This window comes from Polymorphospora sp. NPDC051019 (genome assembly GCF_040683055.1).
Taxonomy (GTDB): Bacteria; Actinomycetota; Actinomycetes; order Mycobacteriales; family Micromonosporaceae; genus Polymorphospora; species Polymorphospora lycopeni.
In genome coordinates this window covers 863,479-876,106 of record NZ_JBFBCH010000001.1, presented here as the reverse complement: position 1 = coordinate 876,106, position 12,628 = coordinate 863,479, and the positions used below count along the sequence as shown (strand labels likewise).

Annotated in this window: 10 protein-coding genes and 1 pseudogene; all 11 read right to left on the bottom strand. The window is 71.8% G+C overall.

What is annotated here, in order from left to right; translation table 11 throughout:
• Positions 1–14: 14 nt before the first annotated feature.
• Positions 15–278: a DNA-directed RNA polymerase subunit omega gene (gene rpoZ / locus AB0M79_RS03920; protein WP_067373935.1), complete on the bottom strand. Its 264-nt coding sequence runs from the start codon at positions 276–278 to the stop codon at positions 15–17.
• 248 nt (positions 279–526) lie between these two features.
• Positions 527–1,099: pseudogene (gmk, locus tag AB0M79_RS03915) on the bottom strand (guanylate kinase); the annotation flags it as partial.
• A 32-nt stretch (positions 1,100–1,131) separates the two neighbouring features.
• On the bottom strand, positions 1,132–1,449 hold the full coding sequence (gene mihF, locus AB0M79_RS03910) for an integration host factor, actinobacterial type (protein WP_357540045.1): 318 nt from the start codon (positions 1,447–1,449) through the stop codon (positions 1,132–1,134).
• 170 nt (positions 1,450–1,619) lie between these two features.
• Complete coding sequence (gene pyrF, locus AB0M79_RS03905; RefSeq protein ID WP_364207506.1) at positions 1,620–2,462, bottom strand: orotidine-5'-phosphate decarboxylase; 843 nt, start codon at positions 2,460–2,462, stop codon at positions 1,620–1,622.
• 346 nt (positions 2,463–2,808) lie between these two features.
• Positions 2,809–4,083: an adenosylmethionine--8-amino-7-oxononanoate transaminase gene (locus AB0M79_RS03900; RefSeq protein ID WP_364207504.1), complete on the bottom strand. Its 1,275-nt coding sequence runs from the start codon at positions 4,081–4,083 to the stop codon at positions 2,809–2,811.
• The gene (locus tag AB0M79_RS03895) at positions 4,080–5,219 is read right to left on the bottom strand and encodes a quinone-dependent dihydroorotate dehydrogenase (RefSeq protein ID WP_364207502.1); all 1,140 of its coding nucleotides are present in this window, start codon (positions 5,217–5,219) and stop codon (positions 4,080–4,082) included. The genes AB0M79_RS03900 and AB0M79_RS03895 overlap by 4 nt, the downstream gene beginning before the upstream one ends.
• Positions 5,216–8,581 (bottom strand): carbamoyl-phosphate synthase large subunit, encoded by a 3,366-nt coding sequence (gene carB / locus AB0M79_RS03890; RefSeq protein WP_364207500.1) that lies wholly within the window; start codon positions 8,579–8,581, stop codon positions 5,216–5,218. The genes AB0M79_RS03895 and carB overlap by 4 nt, the downstream gene beginning before the upstream one ends.
• Positions 8,581–9,744, bottom strand: coding sequence for a glutamine-hydrolyzing carbamoyl-phosphate synthase small subunit (gene carA / locus AB0M79_RS03885; protein WP_364207498.1), 1,164 nt, complete (start codon positions 9,742–9,744; stop codon positions 8,581–8,583). The genes carB and carA overlap by 1 nt, the downstream gene beginning before the upstream one ends.
• Before the next feature lie 29 nt (positions 9,745–9,773).
• On the bottom strand, positions 9,774–11,051 hold the full coding sequence (locus tag AB0M79_RS03880) for a dihydroorotase (protein WP_364207496.1): 1,278 nt from the start codon (positions 11,049–11,051) through the stop codon (positions 9,774–9,776).
• Positions 11,051–11,971, bottom strand: a complete 921-nt coding sequence (locus AB0M79_RS03875; RefSeq protein WP_364207494.1) for an aspartate carbamoyltransferase catalytic subunit — start codon at positions 11,969–11,971, stop codon at positions 11,051–11,053. Before AB0M79_RS03875 ends, AB0M79_RS03880 begins: the two co-directional genes overlap by 1 nt.
• Positions 11,968–12,555 (bottom strand): bifunctional pyr operon transcriptional regulator/uracil phosphoribosyltransferase PyrR, encoded by a 588-nt coding sequence (gene pyrR / locus AB0M79_RS03870; RefSeq protein WP_364207492.1) that lies wholly within the window; start codon positions 12,553–12,555, stop codon positions 11,968–11,970. Before pyrR ends, AB0M79_RS03875 begins: the two co-directional genes overlap by 4 nt.
• Positions 12,556–12,628 lie beyond the last annotated feature (73 nt).

The following is a 12,628-nucleotide window of genomic DNA, read 5'->3' as shown; positions in this document are numbered from 1 at the left end:
GGGACGTCGCCGGGTTACGGCTGGTCGGTCGGCTCTGCGGTGAGCAGCCCCGCGTTGATCTCGCGCATCGCGATGGAGAGCGGCTTCTCCTGCGGCGTGGTCTCCACCAGCGGCCCGACGTACTCCAGCAGGCCCTCGCCGAGCTGGCTGTAGTAGGCGTTGACCTGGCGGGCCCGCTTGGCGGCGAAGATGACCAGGGCGTACTTCGACGTGGTCTTGTCGAGCAGCTCGTCGATCGGGGGGTTGGTGATGCCTTCCGGATTCGCGATGGATCCCACGGAAACAAACCTCTGAGTTCTCAACCACCTGCCGGCGGTTGGTTCTGGGGCCGGTCTGGCCGGTCTGGATTGTGCCCGGGCTACCGATGAAGCGAGTTCAGGTGACCCGGGTCGGGGTTCGTCGCCTCGAACTCGCCCGACTCGAAATCGCTCGCCCCGAATCCACCTGCTCCGAAACGGGTGGGCTCGAAGTGGGCGGCTTCGAAACGGGTGGCTTCGAAACGGGTGGAACCAAGTTGAGTCGGGGTCAGAAACGACGAACCGAGCAATCCTACCAGCTCATCCGCGGCGCGCTCGACGACGTCATTGACGATCGTCCGGTCGAACTCGGCCTCCGCCGCCAATTCCTCGTCGGCGTGCGCCAACCGGCGCCGGATCGTCTCCTCGTCCTCGGTGCCACGCCCGACCAGCCGGCGTTTCAGCTCCTCGATGCTCGGCGGCGCCAGGAACACCAACTGCGCCTCGGGCATCGCGGCCCGCACCTGGCGGGCGCCCTGAAGGTCGATCTTCAGCAGCACCGGAACGCCCTCGCGCAGCCGCGCCTCGACCGCAGCGCGGGGCGTGCCGTAGAGGTTGCCGGCGAACTCGGCCCACTCCAGCAGTTGCCCGCTGGCTCTGAGCCGCTCGAACTCGACCCGGTCGACGAAGTAGTAGTGCACCCCGTCGACCTCGTTGTCGCGCATCTTCCGGGTCGTCACCGACACCGACAGCCATACCCAGTGCGAGCGCGCCCGGACGGACTCGATCACGCTGTCCTTGCCGACCCCGGAGGGGCCGGACAGGACGGTGAGCCGAGCTGCCGGGCGCGCGTCGTCATCCATGCTCACTGCTTGTTTCTACACGGTGCCGCGAACTAGTTCGCAGCGAACTCCCCGAGCAGCGCCTTCCGCTGCTGCTCACCGAGACCGCGGAGGCGGCGGCTGTCGGCAATCTTGAGCTTCTCCATGATCTGGGTGGCTCGGATCTTGCCGATGCCAGGCAGCGCCTGGAGGACGGCCGAAACCTTCAACTTTCCGACGACGTCGTCGCCTTCCGCCCGGTCGAGCACGGCGGCGAGGGTGGTCTTGCCCTGCTTGAGCTGCTCCTTCAGCTCAGCACGGGCTTTGCGGATCTCCGCGGCCTTCACCAGCGCGGCAGCACGCTGTTCGGGGCTCAGTGACGGGAGCGGCACCAGTTCTCCTCGGGTCCCTATCGCGGTGGGCGGGACGCACCACCGCATCTGTGAAACGTGGTGTGACCGGGAACCAAAGGGGCATGTGGTTCCCAGCGCCGGGAAAACTAGCGGCGAATGACGTTTTCAGCAACGTCGCCGCGCCATGATCACGCACAGGCGTCGCCCAATCACTCAAAGCCGACACCGAGCGCATCACGGCATTCGACCTGTACCCGGACCACCGCGTCCCGCAAACCGGACACCGAGGGACCTTGCGCCAGGACGTCGCGGGAGTACGACGGGAGGACCAGGGAAAGCCCTTTCCCGAAGACCGCGCGGAGGTCCTCCGCGGTCGCACCCTGGGCGCCGAGCCCCGGCGCGAGCAGCGGGCCATTGACCCGCGACAGATCATGTCCGGTCTCGCCGATCGTCGCCCCGACCACCAGCCCGAAGCTGCCGAGCGGCTCCGCACCCACGTTGAGCTGGGAAATCTCGTCGATCACCGTCTGCGCGACCGTGCGCCCGTCGGCCGCACGGGCATGCTGGACGGCCCGCCCCTCGGGATTCGAGGTCAACGCCAACACGAACACACCGCCGCCGTTGCGGCGTGCGGCGTCGAACATCGGACCGAGCGCGCCGACCCCGAGAAAAGGGCTCGCGGTGATCGCGTCGACATACATCGGACTGGATGGCTCCAGGTAGGCCGACGCGTACGCGGTCATCGTGGAACCGACGTCCCCACGCTTCGCGTCCAGGAGAACGAGCGCCCCGGCATTCCGCAACTGTCGGATAATTGACTCAAGTACCGCGAGTCCCTGGGATCCGAAACGTTCGAAAAATGCGGATTGTGGCTTGAAGATGGCAACCCGGTCCGCGAGCGCGTCGACAACCGTCTGACCAAAGCTGGCAAGACCGTCGACATCGTCCGGCAGCCCCCAGCGGGCGAGCAGCGCGGCGTGCGGGTCGATGCCCACGCAGACCGGACCACGCTCGCTGGTCGCCCGCCGCAGCCGGGTCCCGAAACTCTCCATGGAAGATCCTCTCGTCGTCACTTCTCGGACCACCTCACTTCGTCTCCACCCCTCGTTCCGCCCGCCCCGTGCGGGACCACTGCACCCGGCCGCGTCGGCCATGCCCGCACCTCACCCCGCCCCGCCTCTCCCCGCGCCCGCGCCGCGCCGCCGCGCCCCGCCGATCGAGGGGAAGGACGACTTCTCCTTCATCAGCGCGGCGGGTCGCGCGACCCGCCGCGCGCCCCGGTTCCCGGCCGACTCCGTCGGCGCCCGCAACCCGGCCGGGAGCCGGCGCGTACGGAACGGTGGCGGGCGGCGCGGGACGGACCGGGCGGGCGGGGCGGGCGGTGTGCACCGGGCCGGGCTAGGCCGCCTTGGCGGCGGCGGTGATGGCGGTGGTGATGCGGGTCAGGTCTTCGTCGGATGTCGGATAGGGCGGCATCGTGTAGATCAGGTCGCGGAACGGTCGCAGCCACACGCCGTGGTCGACCGCCGCGGCCGTCGCGGCGGCCACGTCCACCGGACGGTCGAGCTGCACGACGCCGATCGCGCCGAGGACCCGTACGTCGGTCACCCCGGCAACGCCGTCCAGCGGCTCCAGGCCGGCCCGGAGTCCCCGTTCCAGGCGCCGTACGTCGGATTGCCAGTCTCGGCCCCGCAGCAGGCCGATGGAGGCGTTTGCGACGGCACAGGCGAGCGGGTTGCCCATGAACGTCGGGCCGTGGGCGAGCACCCCGCCCGCCGAGATCCCGGCGGCCACCTCCGGGGTGCACAGGGTGGCGGCCAGCGTCAGGTAGCCACCGGTCAGCGCCTTGCCCACGCACAGCACGTCGGGGCTCACCCCGGCGTGCTCGGCGGCGAAGAGCACGCCGGTACGGCCGAACCCGGTGGCGATCTCGTCGAAGACGAGCACGATGTCGTGCGCGCGGGTCACCTCACGCAGCGCCCGCAGGTAGCCGGGGTTGTGGAAGCGCATCCCGCCGGCGCCCTGCACCACCGGTTCGACGATCACGGCGGCCAGTTCGTCGGCGTGCCGGGCGACCGCGTCGGTGAGCGCGGCGACGTAGGCGTCGTCGACCGGGGTGTCGAAGCCGTCCGGCGGGTTGTCGGCGAAGACCTGCCGGGGCAGTACGTCGCGCCAGAGGTGGTGCATGCCGCCCTCGGGGTCGCACACGCTCATCGGGTGGAACGTGTCGCCGTGGTAGCCGCCACGCCAGGTCGCCAGCCGGTGCCGCCCGGGGCGACCCCGCCCCAACTGGTATTGCAATGCCATCTTGACCGAGACTTCGACGCTGACCGACCCGGAGTCGCACAGGAAGACGTGTTCGAGACCGGGCGGGGTGATCTCGACCAGGGTCGCCGCGAGCCGTACGGCGGGCTCGTGGGTGAGCCCGCCGAACATGACGTGACTCATCCGGCCGAGCTGGTCGTGGACGGCCGCGTCGAGCACCGGATGGCGGTAGCCGTGGATGGCCGACCACCACGACGACATGCCGTCGACCAGTTCACGGCCGTCGGCCAGCCGCAGCCGTACGCCCTCGGCGCCGGCGACCACGAGGGCGTCGCCGGTCGCGGGCATCGGGGCGTACGGGTGCCAGACGTGGCGGCGGTCGATCGCGACGACCTCGTCGGGTGTCACGCCCCGCTCCCACCCGCGCCGCCCGGTTGCGCTGATCGGGGGGAAGCTGATCGAGGGGAAGTCCTGGATGGAATGTCCCCTTCCAGGGACGACTTGTCCTTGATCGACGCACTAGCCGCCCGGGACGCACGACTGCGGCGGGCCACCGCGCGGACCAGCCCCGGGCCGCCGTAGATGAAGCCGGTGTAGAGCTGCACGAGGCTCGCCCCGGCGTCGAACATCCGGGCCGCGGCGTCCGGGTCGACGATGCCGCCGACCCCGATCACCGGCAGCTTCCCGCCGGTCTCCCGGTGCACGAAGGCGACCACGTCGCGGGCCCGGCCGGTCAGCGGCCGCCCGGACAGCCCGCCCGTCTCGGCGGCGCGGTCGGCATCGGCGGCCGCCAGTCCGTCGCGGCGCAGCGTCGTGTTCGTGGCGATGATCCCGGCGGCGCCCCGGTCGAGGCAGACCTGGATCACCTCGGCGACCGCCGGCTCGGTCAGGTCGGGCGCGATCTTCACCAGCACCGGCTTGTCGCCGGCCAGCGCCCCGAGCAGCGCGTCGAGGTGTTCGCGGTCCTGCAACGCGCGCAGCCCGGGGGTGTTGGGCGAGGAGACGTTGACCGCGAAGTAGTCGCCGTGTTCGCGCAGCGCCTTGTACGAGGTCAGGTAGTCGTCGACCGCCGCGTCCAGCTCGGTGACCTTGGACTTGCCGAGCGAGATGCCCAGCGGTACGCCCAACGGCCGGGGCAGCGCGTCGAGCCGCGCGGCCAGCGCCGCCGCGCCGGCGTTGTTGAAGCCCATCCGGTTGATCACCGCGCCGCTGTCCGGCAGCCGGAACAGCCGCGGCCGGGGGTTGCCCGGCTGGGCGTGCGCGGTGACCGTGCCGACCTCGACGAAGCCGAAGCCGAGCGCCGGCCAGGCGGGCAGCGCCGCCCCGTCCTTGTCCATGCCGGCGGCCAGCCCGACCGGGTTCGGGAACCGTACGCCGAAGACGGTGCGCGGCGCGGCCACCGCGTACCGGGCGCGTAGCGCGGCCAGCGCCACCCGGTTGCGGGACAGGCCGGCGAGCCGGTGCAGGGTCCACTCGTGGGCGGTTTCCGCGTCCCCGCCCCCGAGCCGGAACAGCGCCGGCCGGACCAGCCGCTCGAAGATCACTCGCCGGCCCGGAGTGTGGCGTGCAACTGCTGGAGCGGGCGGACCGCCATGTCGCCGCGGATCAGCGCCTCGATGCCCATGACGGCGGCGGCGGCGCCGGGCACCGTGGTGACGCACGGGATGTCGGAGGCGACGGCGGCGCTGCGGATGCCGTACCCGTCGGTGCGGGCACTGGCCCCCGCCCCCTGCGGGGTGTTGATCACCAGGTCGACCTCGCCGGCGGCGATCAGCGACACCGCGTCCGGGCCGGCACCGTCGTCCTCCCAGTGCTTGCGGATCACCTCGCAGTCGATGCCGTAGCGGCGCAGCACCTCGCCGGTGCCGCTGGTCGCCACGATCCGGAAGCCGAGGTCGGCCAGCCGCTTCACCGGGAAGATCATGCCCCGCTTGTCGCGGTTGGCGACCGAGACGAAGATCGTTCCCTGGGTCGGCAGCGAGCCGTACGCGGCCGCCTGCGACTTGGCGAACGCGTGCCCGAACGACACGTCGACGCCCATCACCTCACCGGTCGACTTCATCTCCGGCCCGAGCAGCGAGTCGACACCCCGGCCGGCCGGGGTACGGAACCGCTTGAACGGCAGCACCGCCTCCTTGACCGCGATCGGGGCGCCGGCCGGCGGGCTGCCGCCGTCACCGTCCGGCGGCAGCAGCTTCTCGGCCCGCAACTCGGCGATGGTCGCGCCGAGCATGATCCGGGCCGCGGCCTTGGCCAGCGGGACCGCGGTCGCCTTCGACACGAACGGCACGGTCCGCGACGCGCGGGGGTTCGCCTCCAGTACGTAGAGGGTGTCGTCCTTGAGCGCGTACTGGACGTTGAGCAGGCCGCGTACGCCGACCCCGCGGGCGATCGCCTCGGTGTAGCGGCGCACGGCGGCCAGGTGCGGGCCGGCGAGCGTGATCGGCGGCAGGGCGCACGCCGAGTCGCCGGAGTGGATGCCGGCCTCCTCGATGTGCTCCATCACCCCGCCGAGGAACACCTCGCCGGTGGCGTCGCAGAGCGCGTCGACGTCGATCTCGATGGCGTCGTCGAGGAACCGGTCGACGAGCACCGGGTGGTCGGGCGAGATGTCGGTGGCCCGGCCGATGTAGTCCCGCAGCGTCGCGTCGTCGTACACGATCTCCATGCCGCGCCCGCCGAGCACGTACGACGGGCGGACCAGGACCGGGTAGCCGATCTCGTCGGCGATCGCCTTGGCCTCGTCGTACGAGGTGGCGGTGCCGTGCGCGGGGGCGCGCAGCCCGGCCCGGGCCAGTACGTCGCCGAACGCGCCCCGGTCCTCGGCCAGGTGGATCGACTCCGGGCTGGTGCCGACGATCGGCACCCCGGCGTCCTTGAGCCGCTGGGCGAGGCCGAGCGGGGTCTGGCCGCCGAGCTGCACGATCACCCCGACGACGCCGGGGCCGCCGGCCGCCTTGCCGGAGGCGTCCTCGGCGTGCCACGCCTCGAACACGTCCTCGAAGGTCAGCGGCTCGAAGTAGAGCCGGTCGGCGGTGTCGTAGTCGGTCGACACGGTCTCCGGGTTGCAGTTGACCATGACGGTCTCGAACCCGCCGGCACCGTCGGACCCGCCGGCCGGCGCCGACCGCAGCGCCATGACCGCGTGTACGCAGGAGTAGTCGAACTCGATGCCCTGGCCGATCCGGTTCGGCCCGGAGCCGAGGATCAGCACCTTGGGCCGGGCCGACGGGGCGACCTCGGTCTCCGCGTCGTCGCCCCAACCCTCGTACGTCGAGTAGTGGTAGGGCGTGGTCGCCTCGAACTCGGCGGCGCAGGTGTCGACGGTCTTGTAGACCGGGCGTACGCCGAGGCGGTGCCGCAGCGCGCGGACGGCGTCCTCGCCGCCGACCTCGGGGCGCAGCGCGGCGACCTGACGGTCGGACAGGCCGGCCCGCTTGGCCCGGCGCAGCAGGAACCCGTCGAGTTCGGCGGCCTCGACGATCTCGGCCCGCAGCTCGATGAGCGCGGCGATCTGGTCGAGGAACCACGGGTCGATCCCGCCGGACGCGGCGGCGACCTGCTCGATCGTGCCGCCGAGCCGCAGCGCGCGCTCGACGGTGTAGAGCCGCCCGTCGTGCGGGGTGCCCAGCGCGGCGAGGGTGGATTCGAGGGTGGCGCCGTCCGGGTCGGGCTGGGTCCAGAAACCGGCCGCCTTGGTCTCCATCGACCGCATCGCCTTGTTGAGCGCCTCGCCGAAGTTGCGGCCCAGGCTCATCGCCTCGCCGACCGACTTCATCGTGGTGGTCAGCTCGGGGTCGGCGCCGGGGAACTTCTCGAACGCGAACCGCGGGATCTTCACGACCACGTAGTCGAGGGCCGGCTCGAACGCGGCCGGGGTCTTCAGGGTGATGTCGTTCGGGATCTCGTCGAGGGTGTAGCCGATCGCCAACTTCGCCGCGATCTTGGCGATCGGGAAGCCGGTCGCCTTCGACGCCAGCGCCGACGAGCGGGACACCCGCGGGTTCATCTCGATGACGACCAGCCGGCCGTCGACCGGGTTGATCGCGAACTGGATGTTGCAGCCGCCGGTGTCGACACCGACCTCGCGCAGCACCGCGATGCCGACGTCGCGCAGCCGCTGGTATTCCCGGTCGGTCAGCGTCATCGCCGGGGCGACGGTGACGCTGTCGCCGGTGTGCACACCCATCGGGTCGACGTTCTCGATGGAGCAGACGACCACCACGTTGTCGTGCCGGTCGCGCATCAGCTCCAGCTCGTACTCCTTCCAGCCGAGCACGCTCTCCTCGATGAGGACCTCGTGCACCGGGCTGGCGGCCAGGCCGGCGCCGGCGATCCGCTCCAGGTCCTCGTCGGTGTGCGCCATGCCGGAGCCGAGGCCGCCCATGGTGAAGCTGGGCCGGATGACCACCGGCAGGCCGAGGTCGGCGACGGTGGCGCGTACCTCGTCCATCGAGTGGCAGACCCGGCTGCGCGGGGTCTCCCCGCCGGCCTTGGCGACGATCTCCTTGAACAGCTGCCGGTCCTCGCCGCGCCGGATCGCCTCGATGTCGGCGCCGATCAGCTCGACGCCGTACTTCTCCAGGACGCCGGCCTCGTGCAGCGCGACGGCGGTGTTCAGCGCGGTCTGGCCGCCCAGGGTCGGCAGCAGCGCGTCCGGGCGCTCCTTGGCGATGACCAGCTCGACGAACTCCGGGGTGATCGGCTCGACGTACGTCGCGTCGGCGAACTCCGGGTCGGTCATGATCGTCGCCGGGTTGGAGTTGACCAGGCTGACCCGCAGCCCCTCGGCGCGCAGCACCCGGCACGCCTGGGTGCCGGAGTAGTCGAATTCGCAGGCCTGCCCGATGACGATCGGGCCGGAGCCGATCACCATGACGTGGCGCAGGTCGGTCCGTTTCGGCATCAGGCGGCCTTCCCGTCTCCGATGAGTTCCGCGAAGCGGTCGAACAGGTGGTCCGCGTCGTGCGGGCCGGCCGCCGCCTCCGGGTGGTATTGGACGGTGAACGCGGGCACGTCCCTGGCCCGCAGCCCTTCGACCACGTTGTCGTTGAGGCACACGTGACTGACCTCGACCCCGCCGAAATCCGTGTCGACGACGCCGCCGAGATCGGCGGGATCGGAGGCGCGGCCAAGCTGTCGCGAGTGGCGGGGCCACTCGACGGCGAAGCCGTGGTTGTGGCTGGTCACCTCCACCTTGCCGGTGACCCGGTCCATCACCGGCTGGTTGATGCCGCGGTGGCCGTACCCGAGCTTGTAGGTGCCGAAGCCGAGCGCCCGGCCGAGGATCTGGCTGCCGAAGCAGATGCCGAACAGCGGCACCTTCCGGCCCATCACCTCGCGGGCCAGGCCGACCGCGTGGTCGGCGGTCGCCGGGTCGCCGGGGCCGGGCGAGAAGAACACCGCGTCGGCGCCGGTGGCCAGCAGTTCGTCGATCGTCGAGGTGGCCGGCAGGACGTGGGTGGTGACGCCGCGCTCGGCGAGCCGGCGCGGCACGTTGCGCTTGATGCCGAGGTCGAGGGCGGCGACGGTGAACCGGTGCTCGCCCTGCGCGGCCACCGTGTACGCCCGCGGCGTGGTGACCTGTTCGGACAGGTCGGCGCCGACCATCGACGGGGCCTGGCGGACCCGCTCCAGCACCGCCGCCGGATCGTCGTCCACACTGGACACGCCGACCCGCATGGCGCCGCGCTCGCGCAGGTGCCGGGTCAGCGCCCGGGTGTCGACCCCGCTGATCCCGACGATGCCCTCGGCGGCCAGCCGGTCACCGAGTTCGCCGCGCGACCGCCAGTTGGAGCCGACCCGGGCCGGGTCGCGCACCACGTAGCCGGCCACCCAGATCCGGTCCGACTCGTCGTCCTCGTCGTTGACGCCGGTGTTGCCGATGTGCGGGGCGGTCTGCACCACCACCTGCCGGTGGTAGGACGGGTCGGTCAGCGTCTCCTGGTAGCCGGTCATGCCGGTGGTGAAGACCGCCTCGCCGAACGTCTCCCCCACCGCGCCGTACGCCTCGCCGCGGAAGGTCCGGCCGTCCTCGAGCACGAGGATCGCCGGCTTGTGCCTGGTCATTCGGATCTGCCTCTCGTCGTCACGCACGCTCACCGGACCGCCTTGCCGTCCAGCACCGTCGGCACGCCGCGCAGGAACGTCGCGACGATCCGCCCGGGCAGCACCAGGCCGGCGTACGGGTTGTTGCGGCTGCGGCTGGCCGAGTCCATCGGGTCGACCGTCCGCCGCGCCTTCGGGTCGACCAGGGTGAAGGTCGCCGGGGCGCCGGGCGCCGGGTCGTGCCCGTGCTCGGTCAGCCCGGCGATCCGGGCCGGCGTGCGCGACATCCGGTCGGCGATCAGGTCCCAGCGCTCACCGAGCACGTCCAGCACCACCGACAGCGCGGTCTCCAGCCCGACCATGCCGGGCCGGGCGTAGCCCCACTCGCACTCCTTGTCCTCCACCGCGTGCGGCGCGTGGTCGGTGGCGACGATGTCGATGATCCCGTCGGCGAGCGCGGCGCGCAGCGCCGCCACGTCGTCCGCCGTACGCAGCGGGGGGTTGACCTTGAAAACCGGGTCGTACGTCGCCGCCCGCTCGTCGGTCAGCAGCAGGTGGTGCGGGGTGACCTCGGCGGTGACCCGGACCCCGCGCTCCTTGGCGTGCCGCAGCACCTCGACGCTGCCGGCGGTGGAGACGTGGCAGATGTGCAGGCGGCTGCCGACGTGCTCGGCCAGCAGCACGTCCCGGGCGATGATCGCCTCCTCGGCCACCGCCGGCCAGCCGGTCAGGCCCAGCCTGGTCGAGACCTCGCCCTCGTGCATCTGCGCGCCCTGGGTCAGCCGGGGCTCCTCGGCGTGCTGGGCGATGACACCGTCGAACGCCTTCACGTACTCCAGCGCCCGGCGCATCAGGCGCGGGTCGGCGACGCAGTGCCCGTCGTCGGAGAAGATCCGCACGTTCGCGGCGCTGGTCGCCATCGCCCCGAGTTCGGCCAGCCGCTCGCCGGCCAGCCCGACGGTGACCGCGCCGATCGGCTGCACGTCGACCAGCCCGGCCTCCCGTCCCAGCCGCCACACCTGCTCGACCACCCCGGCGGTGTCGGCGACCGGCGAGGTGTTCGCCATCGCGCAGACCGCGGTGTAGCCGCCGAGCGCCGCCGCCCGCGAACCGGTCTCGACCGTCTCGGCGTCCTCGCGGCCCGGCTCGCGCAGATGGGTGTGCAGGTCGACCAGGCCCGGCAGGGCCACCAGGCCGTCCGCCTCGACGACCTCGGCGCCGGCGGCGGCCAGCCCGCGGCCGGCCTCGACCACCAGGCCGTCGCGCACCAGCAGGTCGGTCGGCTCGGCGCCGACCACCCGGACCCCCCGGATCAGGTACGACGACATCACTTGCCCCCAAGCAGTAGGTAGAGGACCGCCATCCGTACGGACACGCCGTTGGCGACCTGTTCGACGATCGTGGAACGTGGCGAGTCGGCCACCTCGGGCGCGATCTCCATGCCCCGGTTCATCGGTCCGGGGTGCATGACGATCGCGTGCCCGGGCAGCCGGCGCATCCGCGGCCCGTCCAGGCCGTAGCGGCGGGCGTACTCGCGGGCCGACGGGAAGTAGGAGTCGGCCATCCGCTCGCGCTGCACCCGCAGCATCATCACCACGTCGGCGGTGGGCAGCACGGCGTCGAGGTCGTACGAGACCTCCACGCCGGGGGCGAGCGCGGTGCCGATGTGCACCGGGATCAGGGTCGGCGGCCCGACCAGGGTGACCTTGGCGCCCAGCGTCGACAGCAGCAGCACGTTGGAGCGGGCCACCCGGCTGTGCAGTACGTCGCCGACGACGGCGACGTGCAGGCCGGCGAGCCGGCCCAGCCGGGCCCGCATCGTGTACGCGTCGAGCAGCGCCTGGGTCGGGTGCTCGTGGGTGCCGTCGCCGGCGTTGACCACCGAGCCGTCGATCCAGTTGGCCAGCCGGTGCGGCGCGCCGGAGGCGGGGTGCCGGATCACGACCGCGTCGGCGCCCATCGCCTGGAGGGTGAGCGCGGTGTCCTTCAGGCTCTCGCCCTTCGACACGCTCGATCCCTTGGCCGAGAAGTTGATCACATCGGCGGAGAGGCGCTTGGCCGCCGCCTCGAACGAGATCCGGGTCCGGGTGGAGTCCTCGTAGAAGAGGTTGACGACGGTGCGGCCGCGCAGCGTCGGCAGTTTCTTGACCTCGCGGCCGGCCAGGGCGGCCATCTCGGCGGCGGTGTCCAGGATCAGGGTCGCGGTGGTGGCATCCGCGTCGGCACCGGACAACAGATGTTTGATCATGCTTGAGAAGACCCCCCGTAGAGCCTTACCTCGTCCTCCCCGTCGCACTCGGCGAGGGTGACCTTGACGCTCTCGCTGAGCGCGGTCGGGATGTTCTTGCCGACGTAGTCGGCGCGGATCGGCAGCTCGCGGTGCCCCCGGTCGACCAGGACCGCCAGCTGCACGCTGCGCGGCCGGCCGATGTCGGCCAGCGCGTCGAGCGCGGCCCGGACGGTGCGGCCGGAGAAGAGCACGTCGTCGACGAGAATGACCCGGCGACCGTCGATGCCGCCCGGCGGCACCTCGGTCGGGCCGATGGCCCGGGTCGCCTTGAGACGAAGATCATCGCGGTAGAGGGTGATGTCCAACACACCGACGGGTACGTCGAGCCCCTCGAAGGTGCGGATCCGGGCGGCCAGCCGGCGGGCCAGCGGCACACCCCGGGTCGGGATGCCGAGCAGTACGGTGCCGGCGGCCCCCTGGGTCTTCTCCAGGATCTGGTGGGCGATCCGGTCGACCACGCGGTGCAGGTCGGCGCTGTTCAGGATGACCTTCACGGACGGTGGCGACGCCACCGGTGGCTGGGCAGCCTGCGGGTAGGCCACGTCGGACCTCCTTCCCCGCCTCACGGGACGGGTCGTTAAAGGATGTCGGAACCTGCTCCGGCCGGGACGGATC